General features: G+C 60.2%; 15 protein-coding genes. 12 read left to right on the top strand and 3 right to left on the bottom strand.

From position 1 onward, the window contains the following. The first annotated feature begins 17 nt into the window (after positions 1-17). Genes hypB through hypE form a run of 5 tightly spaced genes read left to right on the top strand, consistent with a single transcriptional unit; the run spans position 18 to position 4608 of the window. Positions 18-1031 (top strand): hydrogenase nickel incorporation protein HypB, encoded by a 1014-nt coding sequence (gene hypB, locus ACS5Q8_RS14885; protein WP_465159082.1) that lies wholly within the window; start codon positions 18-20, stop codon positions 1029-1031. Continuing rightward, positions 1024-2187, top strand: coding sequence for a Kae1-like domain-containing protein (locus tag ACS5Q8_RS14880; protein ID WP_465159081.1), 1164 nt, complete (start codon positions 1024-1026; stop codon positions 2185-2187). Before hypB ends, ACS5Q8_RS14880 begins: the two co-directional genes overlap by 8 nt. Next, complete coding sequence (locus tag ACS5Q8_RS14875) at positions 2178-2411, top strand: HypC/HybG/HupF family hydrogenase formation chaperone (protein ID WP_276193094.1); 234 nt, start codon at positions 2178-2180, stop codon at positions 2409-2411. The genes ACS5Q8_RS14880 and ACS5Q8_RS14875 overlap by 10 nt, the downstream gene beginning before the upstream one ends. Then, positions 2408-3544: a hydrogenase formation protein HypD gene (gene hypD / locus ACS5Q8_RS14870; protein WP_276193093.1), complete on the top strand. Its 1137-nt coding sequence runs from the start codon at positions 2408-2410 to the stop codon at positions 3542-3544. The genes ACS5Q8_RS14875 and hypD overlap by 4 nt, the downstream gene beginning before the upstream one ends. Then, the gene (gene hypE, locus ACS5Q8_RS14865; RefSeq protein ID WP_426099829.1) at positions 3541-4608 is read left to right on the top strand and encodes a hydrogenase expression/formation protein HypE; all 1068 of its coding nucleotides are present in this window, start codon (positions 3541-3543) and stop codon (positions 4606-4608) included. The genes hypD and hypE overlap by 4 nt, the downstream gene beginning before the upstream one ends. Before the next feature lie 180 nt (positions 4609-4788). Here the strand turns inward: hypE and ACS5Q8_RS14860 are convergent, their stop codons facing one another. Beyond that, positions 4789-5694, bottom strand: a complete 906-nt coding sequence (locus ACS5Q8_RS14860; protein ID WP_465159080.1) for a LysR family transcriptional regulator — start codon at positions 5692-5694, stop codon at positions 4789-4791. Positions 5695-5791: 97 nt separating this feature from the next. Between ACS5Q8_RS14860 and ACS5Q8_RS14855 the strand changes: the two genes are divergently transcribed. From ACS5Q8_RS14855 to ACS5Q8_RS14845, 3 genes are all read left to right on the top strand, one after another. Further along, positions 5792-6577, top strand: a complete 786-nt coding sequence (locus ACS5Q8_RS14855) for an SDR family NAD(P)-dependent oxidoreductase (protein WP_465159079.1) — start codon at positions 5792-5794, stop codon at positions 6575-6577. Positions 6578-6852: 275 nt separating this feature from the next. Next, entirely contained in the window at positions 6853-8253 is a 1401-nt protein-coding gene (locus ACS5Q8_RS14850) for an aspartate aminotransferase family protein (RefSeq protein WP_465159078.1), read from the top strand. Positions 8254-8323: 70 nt separating this feature from the next. Beyond that, the gene (locus ACS5Q8_RS14845; protein WP_443693409.1) at positions 8324-9691 is read left to right on the top strand and encodes a glutamine synthetase family protein; all 1368 of its coding nucleotides are present in this window, start codon (positions 8324-8326) and stop codon (positions 9689-9691) included. A gap of 384 nt (positions 9692-10075) precedes the next feature. Here ACS5Q8_RS14845 and ACS5Q8_RS14840 read toward each other — a convergent pair whose 3' ends face one another. After that, positions 10076-10990, bottom strand: coding sequence for a LysR family transcriptional regulator (locus ACS5Q8_RS14840; protein ID WP_276193086.1), 915 nt, complete (start codon positions 10988-10990; stop codon positions 10076-10078). Between the two features lie 268 nt (positions 10991-11258). On the opposite strand from ACS5Q8_RS14840, the gene ACS5Q8_RS14835 reads away from it, so the two are divergent. From ACS5Q8_RS14835 to pgm, 4 genes are all read left to right on the top strand, one after another. Further along, positions 11259-12281: a zinc-dependent alcohol dehydrogenase family protein gene (locus ACS5Q8_RS14835; RefSeq protein WP_276193085.1), complete on the top strand. Its 1023-nt coding sequence runs from the start codon at positions 11259-11261 to the stop codon at positions 12279-12281. A 705-nt stretch (positions 12282-12986) separates the two neighbouring features. Further along, complete coding sequence (locus ACS5Q8_RS14830) at positions 12987-14423, top strand: hypothetical protein (protein WP_465159077.1); 1437 nt, start codon at positions 12987-12989, stop codon at positions 14421-14423. Positions 14424-14459: 36 nt separating this feature from the next. Next, entirely contained in the window at positions 14460-15866 is a 1407-nt protein-coding gene (locus ACS5Q8_RS14825; protein ID WP_465159076.1) for an aminotransferase-like domain-containing protein, read from the top strand. A gap of 104 nt (positions 15867-15970) precedes the next feature. Further along, positions 15971-17617, top strand: a complete 1647-nt coding sequence (gene pgm / locus ACS5Q8_RS14820) for a phosphoglucomutase (alpha-D-glucose-1,6-bisphosphate-dependent) (protein WP_276193082.1) — start codon at positions 15971-15973, stop codon at positions 17615-17617. 55 nt (positions 17618-17672) lie between these two features. Here the strand turns inward: pgm and ACS5Q8_RS14815 are convergent, their stop codons facing one another. Beyond that, a complete protein-coding gene (locus ACS5Q8_RS14815) occupies positions 17673-18368 on the bottom strand; it encodes a pirin family protein (protein WP_465159075.1) in 696 nt (231 codons plus the stop codon). Positions 18369-18531: the final 163 nt, after the last annotated feature.

The raw sequence follows: 18531 nt of genomic DNA, 5'->3' as shown, positions 1-18531 counted from the left end.
GATTTTGGAGGTACACCATGTGCGTCGTCTGCGGTTGCGGAACCGGGCATTCACACGACAAGACCGAAGCGCCAGCCACCGATAGCGATGTGCGCGTCGACGCTACCGGCGACCTGCATTACGGCGCGGGTGAGGCGCGGGTTTCAGTGCCCGGCATGAGCCAGGCCCGCACCATCCGGCTGGAGCAAGACATACTCGGCGAAAACGACCGGCACGCCGCGCGCAACCGGGAAAACTTCACCGCCCACGGCGTACTGGCCCTCAACTTGGTGTCCAGCCCCGGTTCCGGCAAGACCACGCTGCTGTGCAGCACCCTCATGGCCCTGCGCCAGCGCCGCGCCGACTTGCCGCTGGCGGTGATCGAGGGCGATCAGCAAACCCGTCACGACGCCGAGCGCATCCGCGAAACCGGCGTACCTGCGATCCAGATCAACACCGGCAAAGGCTGCCACCTCGACGCCCGGATGATCACCGAAGCCTACAGCCGCCTGCCGCTGCATGACGCGCTGCATGCAGCCGGTCACGCGCATCAGTCGCCTGTGCATAGCCACGTTGATCAGCAGCCTCACGCCCACGTTCATACTCAACAGCATCAACACAGCCACCGCGCCCATGACGCCAGCGAGCCGGCCGGCATGCTGTTCATCGAGAACGTCGGCAATCTGGTCTGCCCCGCGCTATGGGATTTGGGCGAGGCGGGCAAAGTGGCGATCCTGTCGGTGACCGAGGGCGAAGACAAACCCCTCAAGTACCCGGACATGTTCGCCGCCGCGCGCCTGATGATCCTCAACAAGATCGACCTGTTGCCGCACCTGGATTTCGACGTGCAGCGCTGCCTGGACTACGCGCGACAGGTCAACCCGCAGATCCAGATCATCCAGCTCAGCGCCCGCGACGGCACCGGGCTGGATGCCTGGCTCGACTGGTTGCTGGCCGGCGCCCCCGAGATTGACCGACGCGCCGCGCGCATCGCCGAGCTGGAAGCTGAACTGGCCCGCCTCAAAGGTCAGACGGAGGCCCCGCATGCGTAGCGAAAAACTGCCCGGCGCGCAGGTCTGGCCGCCGGTGCTGGCCTGTGGCGCGTGGCTGAAGAACACCGCCTGCCTGGTGCAGGGCGATCAGGTGCTGTGGTCGCCGCTGCACGGTGACTTGGGCGACCCGCAAAGCTGCCTGGACCTGACGGCGTCGCTGGACGCTCTGTTGGCGTGCGCTGAAATCACGCCGCAGGCCATCGCCCACGACCTGCACCCGGATTTCTATAGCTCGCAACTGGCGGTGACGCTGGCGGAACAACTCAACGTGCCCGCCGTGGCGGTGCAGCATCACCACGCGCACATTGCCGCGTTGATGGCCGAACATGGCCTCGACGGCCCGGTACTCGGGCTGGCGCTGGATGGCGTCGGCCTTGGCAGCGATGGCGCGGCCTGGGGCGGCGAGTTGCTCTGGGTGGCCAGCGATGCCTGGCGCCGGCTCGGCTATCTATTGCCACTGCCGCTGCCCGGTGGCGATGTGGCCGCCCGCGAACCCTGGCGCTTGGCCGCTGCGGCGTTGCACCTGCTGGGGCGCGAGGATGAAATCCTCAGCCGTCTCGGGCCGCTGGTCGGCCAACAAAGCGCCAACACGGTCGCGCAGATGCTCGCGCGCACTCTCAACTGCCCGCCGAGTAGCGGTGCCGGACGCTGGTTCGATGCCGCGGCCGGGATTCTCGGCATCAGCGTGCGTCAACAATTCGAAGCCGAAGCGGCCATTGCCCTGGAGCGTCTGGCCGCTGAATACCTGGCAGCCCACGCCGAGCCCGCCATCGACGGCCTGTGGCAGATCCGCGCTGACGGCGTGCTCGATCTGCTACCGCTGCTGACCCGTCTGTTCGAGCTCGCCGACGGCGCACGCAGCGCGGAGGGCGCGGCGCTGTTTCACCTGACGCTGGCCGCCGCGCTCGCCGACTGGATCGAGCGCCAATCCACCACGCTGCCGGTGCTGCTCGGGGGCGGTTGCTTTGCCAATCGCCTGCTCAGTGCCCGGCTCACGCAACGATTGACCGCCAAGGGCTTAGCGGTTTTCAGCGCGCAGGCCGTGTCTTGCGGCGATGCTGGGCTGGCCCTGGGTCAAGCCTGGGTTGCCGCGCACTGGCGCGACCCGCAGCGCCAACCCGCCTTGCCATTGGAGGAGTCTCAAGCATGTGCCTAGCCATTCCCGCACGCGTCATCGAGTTACGCGACGGCGGTAACGCCCTCGTCGACTTGGGGGGTATCCGCAAGGAAATCTCCCTCGCGCTGGTGCCGCAAGCCAAGCTCGACGACTACGTGATCGTCCACGTCGGGTACGCCCTTGGTTTGATCGACCCGCAAGAAGCCCTGCGGACCCTGGAAATGTTCGAAGAGCTGGACCGCCTGCAACCGGAAGCCCTATGAAGTACATCGATGAATACCGCGACGGCGAACTGGCGCAACGCATTGCCGAGCGTATCCGCAACGAAGTCCAGCCTGAACGCCAATACCGCTTCATGGAGTTCTGTGGCGGCCACACCCATGCGATATCGCGTTACGGCGTGAGCGATTTGCTGCCCGCCAATGTGCGCATGATCCATGGCCCCGGCTGCCCGGTGTGCGTCTTGCCGATTGGGCGTATCGACCTGGCGGTGAAGCTGGCGCTGGAGGACGGAGCGATCCTCTGCAGCTACGGCGATACCCTGCGCGTGCCGGCGTCCGGTGGCCTCTCGCTGCTGCGCGCCAAGGCACAAGGCGCGGATATCCGCATGATCTACTCGCCCAGCGATGCGCTGAAAATCGCCGAGGCCAACCCCGAGCGTGAAGTGGTGTTCCTGGCCATTGGTTTCGAAACCACCACGCCGCCGACCGCGCTGGTGATCCGCGACGCCGCCGCTCGCGGCCTGAAAAACTTCAGCGTCTTGTGCTGCCATGTACTGACCCCGGCGGCCATCGAGCATATTCTTGCCGCTCCCGGGCAAGATGCGGCGGCGGTAGAACTGGACGGCTTTGTCGGCCCGGCGCATGTGAGCATCATCATTGGCTCCGAACCCTACGCCGAGTTCGCCCGCCAATACCGCAAGCCGGTGGTGATTGCCGGTTTCGAGCCGCTGGATGTCATACAGGCGATTTTGATGCTGGTGCGTCAGGTCAACGAAGGGCGTGCCGAGGTCGAAAACGAATTCGTCCGCGCCGTGGGCCGCAATGGCAACAGCGCCGCCCTGACATTGATGGACGAAATCTTCGAACTGCGTGAGAGCTTTGAATGGCGCGGGCTTGGCGAGGTGCCGTTCAGCGCCTTGCGCATTCGCGCGGAATTCGCCGCCTTCGATGCAGAAAAACGCTTCGACCTGCATTACCGCGCCGTGGCCGATAACAAAGCCTGCGAATGCGGGCCGATCCTGCGCGGCCAGAAAAAGCCCACGGACTGCCGCCTGTTCGGCAGCGTATGCACCCCGGAAAACCCCATGGGTTCGTGCATGGTCTCCAACGAAGGCGCCTGCGCCGCTCACTATGCCTACGGGCGCTATAAAGACATCGAGGTTGTTGCAGTATGACCGGCCGCTCTCCCGTAAAACGCGGTTATGTACGCCCCCTCAATTTTCGCGACGGCGTGGTCGATATGGGCCACGGTGCTGGCGGTCGTGCGTCGGCGCAACTGATTGAAGAGCTGTTCGTTGCTGCGTTCGACAACCCGTGGTTGCGCCAGGGCAACGATGGCGCCGCCTTCAGCGTCGAACTCAAACCCGGCGAACGCATGGTCATGGCCACCGACGCGCACGTGGTGTCGCCGCTGTTTTTCCCCGGTGGCGACATTGGCAGTTTGTCCGTGCATGGCACCCTCAACGACGTCGCCATGGGCGGCGCACGGCCGCTTTATCTCTCAGCCAGCTTCATCATCGAGGAAGGCTTTGCCCTGGCCGACCTCAAGCGCATCGTCGAATCGATGGGCCGCGCCTCCCGTGATGCCGGGGTGCCGATCATCACCGGCGACACCAAAGTCGTGGAACGCGGCAGTGGCGACGGCGTGTTCATCAGCACCACCGGCATTGGCATTATCCCCAATGGGGTCGACACCGGCGGGCATCGCGCACGTCCCGGCGATGCGATCCTGGTGTCCGGCAGCATCGGCGAACACGGCGTGGCGATCATGTCCAAGCGAGAGGGGCTTGAGTTCGAAACCGAAATCCTCTCAGACAGTGCGGCACTGCATGGCTTAGTGGCGCAGATGCTCGCGGTCGCTCCCGACCTGCGCGTACTGCGCGACCCGACCCGAGGCGGTTTGGCGACCACGCTGAACGAAATTGCCGGTCAATCCGGCGTCGGCATGCTGTTGGACGAAGCGGCGATTATTGTTCAGCCACAGGTCGAAGCCGCTTGCGAACTGTTGGGCCTGGACCCGCTGTACATCGCCAACGAGGGCAAGCTCATCGCAATCTGCGCCGAAGAAGACGCCCAGCCGCTGCTCGACTGCATGCGCCGCAACCCTTTGGGCGAACATGCGGTACGTATCGGCACGGTGCTTGAAGACGCGCACGGTTTTGTGCAGATGCAGACCCGATTCGGCGGGCGTAGGGTGGTGGACTGGTTGTCGGGTGAACAATTGCCGAGAATTTGCTGAGCCCTTGAGACCTTGAGTCAGCAACGAACGGCGGCAACTGGAGGATGCCGCCATGCGGTGCAAGGCAGAACCTTGGGTTGATCTCGAGGACGATACCTGCGATGCGTGAGAGGTTGATGGGGCGCGTCATGCCAGAGGAGGCCGTTGGTGGCCACTAACCCCCCCAAAATTGTTTACTTCTCAAGTACGACGAGGCTCGCCCTCGGCAATTTCGCGCATCAGACTCAGGTAACGACGCGCTCCCAGCCCCAGAGGTCGGTTCTTTACCCAGATGATGTCGACCCATAACCGCATCTGACTTGGCATGTTGTCAAACACCACCTCCGTCAATGCGCCCGAAGTGAGTAGCGGTTGTACCAGCGGCTGTGGAAGATAAGCCCAGCCCAATCCTTGCTGCACCAGATCCAGCGTTGCCAGATAACTGTCGCTGAGCCAAATCCGCCGCGACAGTACAACGCGTGGGTCAGAGTCTGTAGGTCCTCCAGTCGCAACTATGATCTGCCGAACGTCCACCAGTTGCTCTTCACCCAAAGGGCTTTTCTTGCCGGCGGCCGCAGGATGATCTGGAGAGGCAACTGCGACTAACAACTGGCTCCCCGCTTCAAGAAACGTCTCCCGCTCGTCAAGCCCTGGTCGTTCAAATCCTAGTGCCAATTGCACACGTCCTTCATGGAGCATGCGAATCGCCTCCGGATGGGAAGCGGAGCGAATCTCGATTTCAAGCGTGGGAAACTCTTTGGCGATAATGGACAGCGGACGATTCCACACGCCTGTTTGTAGCTCCGGTGCCATCGCAAGGACCAAGCGCCCCTCCAACCCCTGATGAAGCTGGAGGGCATGCGCGTCCAGCAGGTTTAACTGGCTCGCGACCTGTCTTGCCTGGGGCTCAAGTGCTTTGGCGGCTGCGGTCGGAATGGCTTTGCGGGTTGATCGATCAAAAAGCAACAGATCCAGCTCTGCTTCAAGCTGTGACACTGCCATGTTGATAGCGGAGGGAACCCGGCCTAACTTTCGGGCTGCGGCTGAAAAGGAGCCGCTGTCCACGACCGAAAGGAAAATTTTAAGTGACTCGCTGGTAAATGCCATCGTGGTTGTCAGATTTTCTGATAATGATCGTCTTTATTTATCAGATTCATTAGCCTAATTTCCACTCCTATTACAAATTAAGTACGTGGGGAACACCATGTTAAATACCGATTTGATGGGGCATGTGGCACTGGTCAGTGGTGCTGGAAGTGAAGCTGGCATTGGTATGGCGATCGCTCGCAGGCTGGGTGCATCTGGGGCGAAGTTGATCGTCACCGCCAGCAGCAGCCGCATCGTGGATCGGGTTAAAGAGCTACGCCTCGAAGGGTTTGAAGTTGAAGGTCGGCCAGCTGACCTCACCGATGAAAGCCAGGTGCGTGAATTCGGCCTCTGGGCAGAGTCAGTCTGGGGGCGGGTCGATATCCTGGTGAATAACGCCGGTATGGCCATGCAAGGAAACCCTGAGGTTTTCTCGGAATTGGCAACTATGGAGCTGCATGAGTGGAATCTTTCACTGGCAAGAAACTTAACCACGGCTTTTCTTCTAACCCGAGCCGTTTTGCCAGGTATGCGGGCGCGAAGTTACGGGCGCATTGTCAATATTAGTTCCACCACGGGCACCCGGGGGAGCAATCCGGGCGAAGCCGCTTATAGCGCCGCTAAGGCCGCGATGGTCGGTATGAACATGGGACTTGCACTTGAAGTCGCCAAGCAGGGGGTTACTGTAAACAGCGTGGCTCCCGGATGGATCACCACCGGTTCAACCACGCCCGTTGAAGCAGAGGCGGGGCGCTTCACCCCAATAGGGCGGGCGGGCAGCCCCCGCGAAGTGGCGGCGGCGGTTGCATTCCTGGCGTCGCCTGACGCCAGTTACATCACGGGTGAAGTCCTTGTGGTGGATGGCGGGAACTGTCTGGTCGAGAACAAAGCACCTCAAGCCTGATTTTAAATCACCTCGGTTTATCCTCTAAAGATGAGGGAGTTCAGCGGGATAAATTAATAATCCAAAGTAAGGTTTTCTGCGTTAACTGCAATATACCCGGGTATGAGTTAATCCACGCTAAAAATATTGATGGCGAGCGCCTGAGCTATAAGTTGTTGGGGCGCTGTTTCCTGCTGTACGCAAACCGATAGGGGAATAAATGTGGCGATGGATTGTTTTCTATCTGGCTGGCGACGACTTTTAATCAATGTAATAGTTAATATAGGGTTTTGATCATGTCGAGAAGTGGAATTTCTGAATCAGCAATTGCTGCTTTTACTGCCTCCGAGCGTGCCCGTTTTATAGAAAACAACCCAACGTCAATGGCGCTGGCCCAGCGTGCCAAGGCGAATCTGTTCAACGGTGTTCCCATGCACTGGATGAGCGATTGGTCGATGCCGTCGCCGCTCTTCGTCCAGCGCGCCAAAGGCGCACGCTTCACCGATGTTGACGATCATGAGTACATTGACTTTTGCCTGGGCGACACCGGCACGATGTTTGGCCATTCACCCGATCCTATTGCCCGCGCCGTAGCCGAGCAGGCAAATAATGGCTTGACCACGATGCTGCCTGGCGAAGACGCGGTGCTCTGCGGCGAGTTGCTGGCTCAGCGATTTGGGCTGCCTTATTGGCAGGTCACCGCCAACGCTACTGACGCCAATCGTTATGTTCTGCGCTGGGCGCGAGCTATCACCCAACGCAATGTGTTGCTGGTGTTCGACGGCTGCTATCACGGCACGGTGGATGACGTGATGGTGCGGTACCGCGACGGCAAAACAGTGCATCGTTCGGGTCTTGTGGGCCAAGCCTACGACTTGACCCAATACAGTCGATCTATCCCCTTCAACGATGTCGCCGCACTGGAAGCTGCGTTAGCCCAGGGCGATGTGTGCGCGCTGATGTGCGAGCCGGCGATGACGAACATAGGCATGGTCCTGCCAGATCCGGGATTCATGCAAAAGTGCCGAGAGTTGACCCATAAATATGGCAGCCTGCTGATCATTGATGAGACCCACACTATTTCTACCGGCATCGGTGGATGCACTCGCCAATGGGATTTGAAACCCGACTTTTTCGTGGTGGGTAAACCCATCGCAGGTGGCGTGCCTTGCGCTGTGTTTGGCGTGACCGAGCACGTTGCGTTGGCCATGCAGCACGCGCAGGAGACCATCAGCGAAGAGAGCGACGGGCATGGCCACAGCGGTATGGGAACGACGCTGTCCGCCAACGCATTGGCGATGCGTTGCATGCGCGTCAGTCTTGAAGAGGTCATGACAGAGGCTGCCTACCAGCACATGCTGCCCCTGGCCTCAAGACTGGCGCAGGGATTTCGAGCGTTGTTCAAGCGGCACCAACTGAACTGGTCTGTCACCGAGTTGGGGGCTCGTTGTGAGTTTCAATTCTGTGCCACCTCGCCCAGAACCGGTGCGCAAGCCGAGGCGGCTTTTCATGACAGCCTTCAAATGGCGCTGCACCTGTATCTAATCAACCGCGGAATCCTGATCACGCCTTTTCACAACATGACCCTGTGCTGTCCACAGACAAGTGATGCCGATATCGACAGGCTAATCGGTGAGTTGGATAGCGCGCTGACCACACTGCTTGCCATCCCTGGAGCTCGGGTTATCCCTTCATAACCGGATGTGTGACGCTCCCGTTTTTCTCAAATACTGCCAAGTCGCTTGAATGAGCGCTAAGAGGTTTGACATGCAATTTGCTGATAAAAAAGAGGCCGAAGATTATCTGGCCGCCCACCCTGAAGTACTGAGCATCGAGTTGTTCCTTATCGACGCAAATGGTGTGCCACGGGGCAAACTGTTGCATCGCGACGAGTTACTGGCGATCTACGAGAATGGTCGGCCACTGCCGAGTTCCATTCTCGCCTTGACCGTGCAGGGTGAAGACGTCGACGAGACAGGCTTGGTCTGGGATGTCGCTGACGCCGACTGCTGGACCTACCCTTTACCGGGAAGCCTGACCTTGCAACCTTGGCGCACCCATCCCACCGGCCAAGTGCAGGTGAGCATGCACCCGACCCAAGGTATTCCTGCCGCACCGGCCGACCCGCGACATGTACTGGTGAACACCATCGAGCGGCTGAAAGCCGATGGATTCCATCCGGTAATGGCCGTTGAGTTGGAGTTTTACCTGCTGGACCAACAGCGCGACGTCAACGGTCGGCCGCAGCCTGCGTTGCAGACCAATGGTGTACGCCCTCATGCACCGCAGGTGTATGGCGTATACGAACTGGAGCAGCTTCAACCTTTTCTTGATGACCTCTACGCAGCGTGCGCGCTACAGGGTTTACCGGTACGAACGGCTATCTCCGAGTACGCTCCGGGCCAGGTCGAGTTGACGCTGGAGCATCGTTTCGACGCGCTCCAAGCCATCGATGAAGGCGTCCGTTACAAACGCTTGGTCAAAGGCGTGGCTAACAAGCATGGGCTGCAAGCGTGCTTCATGGCCAAGCCATTCAGCGATCAGGCCGGTAGCGGTATGCATTTGCACGTCAGCCTGGCCGACGAGCAGGGTCACAACTTGTATGCGAGCGAAGACCCACAGGGCACGCCGCTGTTGCGTCACTCCATTGGCGGGATGATGGCGACCTTGTTTGACTCGCTGGCGATATTTTGCCCCCATGCCAACTCATATCGCCGGTTCCAGACCGGTAGTTACGCACCGCTGGCCAAAAGCTGGGGCGTCAACAATCGAACGGTGTCGTTCCGCGTGCCCGGCGGCCCTGCGATAAGTCGGCACATCGAACACCGCATTTGCGGTGCCGATGCCAACCCCTATCTCGCCGCCGCCGCATTACTTGCGGGCATTCACCACGGCATCACTCATCAAAGCGATCCTGGCGCGGCGATTGTGGGCAATGGCTATGAACAGGCGACCGATTTTCTACCCACCGACTGGCTGACAGCGTTGCAGGCACTGGAGCGTTCCACCTGGGCACGCGAGGCGCTGGGCGCCGAATTCCTAAAGGTGTTCCTGGCGATCAAATGGCGCGAGTTCCGTCAATTCAATGCTGAAGTCGGAGAGCAGGACTGGCGCTGGTACCTCACCCACGCATGAGTGTTGGCCCGTCAGCATGCCTTGAGATGGACCGCTGAGGCACCGACTCCCGCTCGGCCGCCGTCGAAGCCAATAGGGTTGCGGACAATATACGGGTGGAAATCGCGCTGCAGGCGGCAGTCAAGACCCTAATTACATTACCTGACGGTGTGGCGGCTGATGCTTGCGCTCGGTTACCAGTTAACGAGAGATAAATTATGAAGAACGCGCTCAAGTTTTATATCACGCAGATTAGTTGCCTCCAGCGACGAAACATCACCGCAAACCGGCCAGGCGAAATTGTTTGTCTGGTATTTGAACGCTGTCGAGCTGCTGGTCCACCTTTACTTGATGGGATTGGAATACTAAAAGGCCGCATGATTAGACCCGGCTGCCCGACGACGCCTAAAGACTATCAGGGTCGCCAAAAAACATCTGAATCCGCGACCGCAACCAACGCTCACCCGGATCATTGTCCTGCGAGCCTCGCCATGCCATGTGCAACTCGAACGAGCGCACCGGCAGTGGGGGTTCCTCCGCGCGCAAGCCGCCCGCTGCCGTCAGGGCCTCGGCGGCATAGTCCGGCACGATGGCGACGATGTCGGTCCCCGCAAGCAGGGTGCCCAGGCCGTTGAACTGCGGCACGGCCAACACCACGTGGCGTTTGCGGTCGAGCTTTTCGAGTTCTTCGTCGATAAACCCACTCAAGTCCCCGGCGAACGACACCAACGCGTGAGGGCGGGCGCAGAAGTCGTCCAGGCTGAGGGCGCCGGGCACGCTGTCGGCGCGCAGCAGCTTCGGCAGGCTGCGACGCAGCACCTTACGCTTGGCGTTGGCCGGCAGGTCGGCGGTGTAGCTGACGCCGATGGAAATTTCGCCGGAGGCCAGCAGGCCCGGCATCAGAATGTAATTGACGCGGCGCACCACCAGCACAATGCCAGGGGCTTCGGCGCGCAGGCGTTTGAGCAATTGGGGGAGCAGGGCGAACTCGACGTCGTCCGACAGGCCGATGCGGAACACGGCGGTGCTGGTGGCTGGGTCGAATTCGGCGGCGCGGCTGACGGCGGTGGAAATCGAGTCCAGGGCCGGGGACAGCAGGGCGAAAATTTCTACGGCGCGGGCCGACGGCTCCATGCTGCGACCGGTGCGCACAAACAGCGGGTCATCGAAGAGACCGCGCAGGCGCGACAGCGCCGCGCTGATGGCCGGCTGGCCGAGGAACAATTTCTCGGCGGCACGGGTCACACTACGCTCATGCATCAAGGTTTCGAATACGATCAAGAGGTTAAGGTCGACACGACGCAGGTCGTTACGGTTCATCTTGTGTCCTGGATGAGTCTTTAAACTTGACGAGAGCGGCCACACAGGAACCCTGCGGGCTCCGTCTCGGAGCATGACCGGCATGAATCTTACGGGGAAAGGCTGGTACTCTGCACCGGCTAATTGAGTTTTCCTACGATAGTTGAGGTCTATTCCTCAGTCGCGGAATCAATGACAGACATGTCGACTATTAATGGCGACCTGTGGTCTTACCGGGAAAGCCCAGATACAGTTCAGGGCAATAGAGGTTACTTTGACGAGGTTTGCGATGTCCCGCACGATCCGTTTTCACAAGTTTGGTCCGGCTGAGGTGCTCAAGTGCGAAGAGCATGCAGCCGCGCAGCCCGCACCGGGCGAAGTGCAGGTGCGTGTCGAGGCAATTGGCATCAGTTGGTACGACATTTTGTGGCGCCAGAACCTGGCGTCTTCCCACGCACGTTTGCCGTCCGGCCTTGGCCATGAGATGGCCGGGGTCGTTGTGGCCCTGGGCGACGGCGTGGATGACTTGGCAGTGGGCGATAAAGTCGCCAGCTTTCCCGCCGAGAGCCCCAATGATTACCCGGTGTATGGCGAACAGATCGTCTTGCCCCGTTCGGCGTTGACCCGTTATCCGGATGTCTTGAGCCCGATCGAAGCCAGCGTGCATTACACGCCACTGTTGATTGCGTATTTTGCGTATGTGGACTTGGCGCGGGTCAAACCCGGCCAGTTTGCCTTGGTGACCGACGCCAGCCACTGCGCCGGTCCATCCTTTGTACAACTGGGCAAGGCCTTGGGCGTGCGGGTGATCGCGGCGACCAAGGACAGCGCGGAGCGCGAGTACCTGCTGTCCCTTGGGGCGGAAAAGGTCATCGTCACCGAAGAGCAGGACCTGCTCATGCAAATTAACAAGTTCACCGACAACCGCGGCGTCGACGTGGTGTTCGATGGCCTGGGCGGCCCACAGATGTCGTTACTCGGCGATGTGTTGGCTCCGCGTGGCAGCCTGGTGCTGTATGGCTTGCAAGGTGGTAACCAGACGCCATTCCCGGCCTGTGCAGCGTTCCAGAAGAATATTCAGTTCTTTGTGCATTGCATCGGCAACTTCACCGGCAAACCGGAACTGGGCATCGTCCAGGACCAAGTGGCATTACAACGCGCGTTGCGCGATATCAACCAACTGACCGCCGATGGTGTGCTGATCCCGCTGAAAACCAGAGTGTTTCCATTCAGCCAGTTCGTCGAAGCGCACCGCTACATGGACGAATGCCCGTGCCGTGAGCGCGTCGCATTGCAGGTTGAGGCTGTTTGAGCTGTAGGAGTATTCGCAAATGAATACTCGGGCGTCTGAATGGATGGGGCAAATGCGCCATTTGTCAGGGCTTAACCCACGCAGGGTTTAAGCCCCCGTTTGGGCGCTAGGCCCCGCAAAATACGAGGTTTGCCCCCGATGCCGCGCTGAATTCCAGCGCGGCATCTGTGTGTGCGCGCAATTAACGGCTCGCCCAATTGCCATCTGAACTGGTTTCTTGCGGCGTTCTGTATCTGTTAATCATTATGCCATTGCCGATAATCGAGCCTTCACTGTCATCTCAAGGATTGAGCAATGATTGAATGTCTGATTTTTCGGCCTGATACGTATGAACTTAAATTATCGCGATGCATACCTGGGCGGCAGGGTGATGGCGTTGGGGTAGGTAATTCCAATTTATTGAAGTTGAATTCTTTAAGTTGGATCTTTCCTTTATGTCGGATGCGTCCTTAGTTTCTTGCTCAAGTCAGTGTAGGACGTTGTCGGAACGTTCCTAGGGTTGCCGGTGTGCCCTGGCGCAGGGGTCTCAAGGAGAGGCGGCGCGAAGGGTACACAATTGGCGTTCCCTGTCGATTTGTTACAGCGTGCTAAGGTTTATTTATCGTCACCCTTGAGCGGTGAACGACATTTCTACGCATCTAATGGGTCGAGCAAATAATCTCGGCAGTTACTTGAAACTGATATTTCAACTCAGGTAGTAGAACTATGAGCGCAACTCACGAACAAGCCATGAACTATGTTTACCAGCAAGTTCTGCAACGTTTGGTCGGGCACTTTACGCGCGCCGAACGTACCGCACTTCAATTATTGATCCAGCGAATTGTCGTCGCTGCCGGCGGCATGGAACAAGTAGGCGATTACAAAGTGTTGGTTGCCCATGGGGGCGGCGAGGTCAGCAGCTACACCCTGGCGCTGCTGCGTGCGGCGCAACTGACCATCGCCGGCCGTGCGCCCAGGACCTTTCACCTGCGCGTGGCGACTTTACGACATGTCGGCATGACCCAGGCCACGCTGGACAGCCTCCAGCGCGGCTATAGCACACTGTTTTTCCATGACGACCCGCGGGTTGAGTTGCTGATGGTGGAAAACCAGGAAGTGCAGCCGTTCAACCACCTGCGCGCGACCTCAAGTGCAGGCAGAGAGGTCAGTCAGCGCAATGTGTTGATGGTGGGGCACCTGACCTCCGGGGATATTCGTGCGACGCTGTGTACCGATACCTACCTGTCCCTGGGGGATTTCTACCAGCGTGTCAGCTCTTGGAGCGGTGGTGTGCATGCGCTGGTCAGCGGTGACTCGCCACGCAAGCAGAGCCAGTACCTGGCGTGGTTGAAAAGCGCGGCCCAAGCGGCCGGCATCAGCACTCCGCCCGGCAAACCGGCGTCGCTCACCGGGTTGTTCGCACGTATGGAGGAATGGAGTAACGGCTGTTATCAAAGCCTCTATGGCGAGCAATACGTTGCACATGAGAGCCCTGGCCGAGGAGGGCATCGCCATTTGGCCTACATCGGCATCGCCGACCTGTTTAACAACGTAGATGTTGCTTCGACCCCTCTGCTCACTGATTTCCTGAGCTATGTACCCGACCCATTTGGTTTTCAGTTCAGCCATCCTGCCTACCCCAGCCCGTTACTCATGGCTCACCTGCGGGGGTTGCAGGCCGAGTGCCTGCGCGAGCTGTCCTACGAGGACGGCGTGGCGGGTTTTATACGCCAGGCGATGGACTGCATGTGCCGCCAGCAAATTCCTGAACATCTGATCGCAGAGGCGGGCAGTGAGGACGGGCGCGCACTGTCGACTACCTACGCCCAAGCGTTCTTTGGCTTGGAGGAGGGCCCGTTGACCTGTCTGCTGTTTTCGCCCTTCATCCATCATGGTGAGCGGCTGGAGGGTTACCTGCGTGAATGCCATCCCGGCATGCTGGTGGCGCTCCCCGAGTTGCACAAGGCGCTCCAGGGCAAGCCGGCTGCCGAGATGCTGCACCAGTGGGCCATCGACACCAGCGGCTTGCCGCTGTCGTTGCTCCAGCACCTCTACCGCAAGCGCCCGCTGGAGGTTGAGCGTGGCGCCGACGCGCGCAAGCGCCGCGCCGCACGCCTGCTGACCAACGCCGAGGCGCGTGCGTTTCAGTTGTTCGGGCGCTAGTCGGGTGCGCCAGGATGTGTGTCCAGGTGGGCAGCCATGAACCTGCGAGGTGAACGGCAGGCGGATTTCGCCTATCAGGCGGTGTACCGTTACATGATCAACCTGATCAACGAAGTCAGCCTGGACATGCCCGTCAAACTGCCCTCTTTGCGCCAGCTGTCGACGCTCTTGAACGTGTCGATCTCGACGATTCAATACGCGTACTCGCTGCTGGAAAAGGAAGGACGGGTGTATTCGGTAGCCAAATCGGGCTATTTCGCCTGGCCCGTGGCAGCCAATCCGCAGATGGCGGCTGGTGCCGATCTGCTGGAGCGCTTGTACACGGCGGCGCGGCGGCCCGGAATGGTCGTACTCAGCGGTGATGAGCCGGCGCTGCTGGGTGCGCTGGACGGCGCATTGCTGATGCTCGAACGCCAACTGGTGCGCCGGCACCCACGTCAGTTGCAACCCTGGTCGCAGCCTTGCGGCGTGTGGGAGCTACGCACGGCATTGGCGGCGCGTTACACCTCATCGCCGACCCGCTGCTGGCAGGCCGACGACGTCTATATCGGTGCTGATCTGCGCGGCGTATTGGAAATTCTCATTGATGTGCTGGGGCTCCGGGGCGCCACGGTGATGGTCGAGTCTCCCTGCGACTGGCTAATACTGCGCCTATTGCAGGCTGTCGGCGTGCGCGTCATTGAGTTGCCCTGGCAGTTCGATGGCCGCCTGGACTTGGCGAGGTTCGAGCACCTGCTGCGCCATGAATCCGTCCACCTTGTGTTGCTGTCATCGCTGGTAGGCATGCCTTCGGGCAGCGCCATGCTCAACCATGAGCGCCTGCGGGTGGCGCAGTTGCTGGAAGAATATGGCTGCTGGCTGCTGGAGAATGACACCTTTGGCGAGTTGGGCTTTGCGCAGAACCATACGGCGCTGCGCAACCTGGTCAGCCCGGAACGGCTGATCGTGTTCTCGTCGTTCGAAAAAATACTCGGCCCGGAAGCGCCGTTCGGTTACGTGCTGTCACGCCACCTGAGCAGTGAACTGCAGCGCCAGTTCCTGCTGCGTTCATTTCGACTGTCGTCGATCCGCCAGCGCGCGATTGCCCACCTGTATCAAAGCGGGCGACTGGATCAATACCTGCAGACACTGCGCCAGCGCCTGCGCGAGCAGGCCGAAGCCATGAGCCAGCGCCTGGATCAGCGCCTGGCAGGGCGGGTGACTTACCGTATGCCGCTGGCCGGGGCGAGTTTCTGGCTGCACTCGTCGGCACCGGTGGACATGCGTCAGGTGTTCCAGCGCATGCTGGCGCAGCAGGTGGTGATTGCTCCGGGGGAGTTGTTCAGCCTCAGTGGCCTGCATCATCAGCAGCTACGGCTGAGCCACGTGTTCAACGGGCACCCGAACCTGGACGCGGCATTGGATGCGCTGGCGCAGGCCTTGCTGCAGGCGCAGACCTCCTAGCGTGTGAAAAATCTCTTGCTGTCGTGGGATCGATAACATCGCGCGGTAGTCCAACTCTCAGTAAACTGTCATTTTTTCCGAATCCTTCTTTCCGAGGTTTATGCATGACAATCAGTCCTTTTGCGGGCAAACCGGCGCCAGCCCAGTTGCTGGTCGATATCCCGCGACTGGTCACGGCCTATTACACCGGCCAGCCTGATGCAGCAATCTCCACCCAGCGCGTCGCCTTTGGGACGTCCGGGCACCGTGGCAGCTCGTTCGAACTGAGCTTCAACGAATGGCATGTGCTTGCCATCAGCCAGGCCATTTGCCTGTACCGCGAAGCCCAAGGCATCGATGGGCCGTTGTTTGTCGGCCTCGATACCCATGCATTGTCGACGCCCGCAGGGGCCAGCGCGCTGGAAGTGCTGGCGGCCAATGGTGTGCATGTGATGCTCGCCGAGGGCGATGAATACACGCCAACCCCAGCCATTTCCCACGCCATCATCTGCTATAACCGCGGTCGCACCAGCGGCCTGGCCGACGGCATTGTCATCACGCCGTCGCACAACCCGCCACAAAGCGGTGGCTACAAGTACAACCCGCCTAACGGCGGCCCGGCCGATACCCACGTCACCAAGTGGATCGAGGCCAAGGCCAACGAACTGCTGGCCAATCGACTGGCCGGGGTTAAACGCATTACCCACGCGCAGGCGCTCAAGGCCGATACCACGCATCGCCATGATTACCTCAACCGCTACGTGGCCGACCTGGTCAATGTGATCGACATGGACGCGATTCGCAGCGCCGACCTGCGCCTGGGCGTCGATCCACTGGGCGGAGCGGGGGTGCGCTACTGGTCGGCGATTGCCGAGCACTATCGTTTGAACCTGGACGTGGTCAACACCGAAGTCGATCCTACTTTCCGTTTCATGAGCGTCGACTGGGATGGTCAGATTCGCATGGACCCATCGTCCAGCTACGCGATGCAAGGGTTGATCGGTCTCAAGGAGCGTTTTGACGTGGCCTTCGCCTGCGACCCGGACCACGATCGCCACGGCATCGTCACCCCGTCCGGCGGCCTGTTGGCGCCGAACAATTACCTGGCGGTGTCCATCGACTACCTGTTCCAGAACCGTCCCGACTGGCGCGCCGATGCGGCTGTGGGCAAGACCGTGGTCAGCAGCGGCTTGATTGATCGCGTCGCGGCGCGCATTGGGCGGCGCCTGTACGAAGTGCCGGTCGGCTTCAAGTGGTTTGCCGACGGCCTGTTCGACGGTTCGCTGGGTTTTGGCGGTGAAGAAAGCGCCGGCGCCTCGTTCCTGCGCAAGGACGGCACCGTGTGGAGCACCGACAAGGACGGTTTGATCCCGGCGTTGCTCGCGGCAGAAATGACCTCGCGCAAAGGCCAGGACCCAAGCCAGATCTACCGTGGCCTGACCGACGCCTTGGGCGAACCGTTCGCCATTCGCGTCGACGCCAAGGCCACTCCGGCGCAGAAGGCGCTGTTGGGCAAGCTGTCGCCGGAGCAGGTGACGTCCACCGAACTGGCCGGGGAGCGCATCCAGCAGATCCTCAGCCATGCGCCGGGTAATAACCAGGCGATCGGCGGCTTGAAAGTCATGACCGAAAACGGCTGGTTCGCCGCGCGGCCATCGGGCACCGAGGATATCTACAAGATCTACGCCGAGAGCTTCATCGGTGCAGATCACCTCAAGCAGTTGGTAGAAGAAGCGCAGGTATTGGTAGACGGTGCCATCAGCGCTAACTGACACACCTGCGTCAATGTAGGAGCGGGTAAGCCCGCTCCTACATTTCGCCTCGAGATCAGGCCAGGTCGACCAGCACGATCTCGCTGTCTTCTATCGCGGTGACGTGCAACAGCTGTTCATCTTCTACCGCGACACCGTCTCGAGCGTGTGCGCGCAGGCCATTGACCTCAATCACTCCCGTCGCGGGCACCAGATAAGCACGACGCCCGCTGTCCAGGCGGTATTCGGCACTTTCCCCGGCTTTCAGATTGGCGGCCACCAGGCGCGCATCCGCCCGAATGCGCAGGCTCTCGCTGTCACCGGCCTTGCCACTGGCCAGTGTCACAAAGCCCTCGCGGTCACCTTTCGGAAACGGCTTGGCGCCCCACGACGGCGGCAGGCCGGCCTCGTTGGGGATGATCCAGATCTGGAAAATCTTGGTGGGGGTGGCTTCCAGGTTGTATTCGCTGTGGGCAATCCCGGTGCCAGCGCTCATGACCTGCACGTCACCCGCCTCGGTGCGGCCCTTGTTGCCGAGGTTGTCGGCGTGGCTGATGGCGCCTTCGCGCACATACGTGATGATTTCCATGTCGCGGTGCGGGTGCTGGGGGAAACCGGTGCCGGGCGCGATGATGTCATCGTTCCAGACCCGCAGGTTGCCCCAGTGCATGCGCTTGGGGTCGTGGTACTCGGCGAATGAAAAGTGATGATGGGCGTCAAGCCAGCCATGATGGGCGCCGCCCAGGGCGGTGAAAGGTCGTAATTCGAACATGATCGTCTCCCGTTGATGGCGCTTATCATCTAACAGCGCATGATCGATAAAAAGCGTAAAAAGTGCCTTATTCCTATCGATTTAATGGATTTGTTTCGGGCGCTTTGACTTTCACTTCATCGCCTAACTGCATGACGGCAAAGCAATTGGCTGGAACTGCGTG

The sequence above is a fragment of the Pseudomonas sp. PAMC25584 genome, from assembly GCF_058135675.1.
The sequence above is the reverse complement of the archived record's forward strand: the minus strand, read 5'-3'. Positions and strand labels throughout refer to the sequence as shown.

Bases quoted from the DNA above. Each gene is read 5' to 3' on its own strand.
- ACS5Q8_RS14875 (WP_276193094.1), top strand. From the start codon at position 2,178: ATGTGCCTAGCCATTCCCGCACGCGTCATCGAGTTACGCGACGGCGGT.
- hypD (WP_276193093.1), top strand. From the start codon at position 2,408: ATGAAGTACATCGATGAATACCGCGACGGCGAACTGGCGCAACGCATT.
- ACS5Q8_RS14830 (WP_465159077.1), top strand. From the start codon at position 12,987: ATGAGCGCAACTCACGAACAAGCCATGAACTATGTTTACCAGCAAGTT.
- hypE (WP_426099829.1), top strand. From the start codon at position 3,541: ATGACCGGCCGCTCTCCCGTAAAACGCGGTTATGTACGCCCCCTCAAT.
- ACS5Q8_RS14825 (WP_465159076.1), top strand. From the start codon at position 14,460: ATGAACCTGCGAGGTGAACGGCAGGCGGATTTCGCCTATCAGGCGGTG.
- ACS5Q8_RS14815 (WP_465159075.1), bottom strand. From the start codon at position 18,368: ATGTTCGAATTACGACCTTTCACCGCCCTGGGCGGCGCCCATCATGGC.
- ACS5Q8_RS14840 (WP_276193086.1), bottom strand. From the start codon at position 10,990: ATGAACCGTAACGACCTGCGTCGTGTCGACCTTAACCTCTTGATCGTA.
- ACS5Q8_RS14835 (WP_276193085.1), top strand. From the start codon at position 11,259: ATGTCCCGCACGATCCGTTTTCACAAGTTTGGTCCGGCTGAGGTGCTC.
- ACS5Q8_RS14880 (WP_465159081.1), top strand. From the start codon at position 1,024: ATGCGTAGCGAAAAACTGCCCGGCGCGCAGGTCTGGCCGCCGGTGCTG.
- ACS5Q8_RS14850 (WP_465159078.1), top strand. From the start codon at position 6,853: ATGTCGAGAAGTGGAATTTCTGAATCAGCAATTGCTGCTTTTACTGCC.
- hypB (WP_465159082.1), top strand. From the start codon at position 18: ATGTGCGTCGTCTGCGGTTGCGGAACCGGGCATTCACACGACAAGACC.
- pgm (WP_276193082.1), top strand. From the start codon at position 15,971: ATGACAATCAGTCCTTTTGCGGGCAAACCGGCGCCAGCCCAGTTGCTG.
- ACS5Q8_RS14845 (WP_443693409.1), top strand. From the start codon at position 8,324: ATGCAATTTGCTGATAAAAAAGAGGCCGAAGATTATCTGGCCGCCCAC.
- ACS5Q8_RS14860 (WP_465159080.1), bottom strand. From the start codon at position 5,694: ATGGCATTTACCAGCGAGTCACTTAAAATTTTCCTTTCGGTCGTGGAC.
- ACS5Q8_RS14855 (WP_465159079.1), top strand. From the start codon at position 5,792: ATGTTAAATACCGATTTGATGGGGCATGTGGCACTGGTCAGTGGTGCT.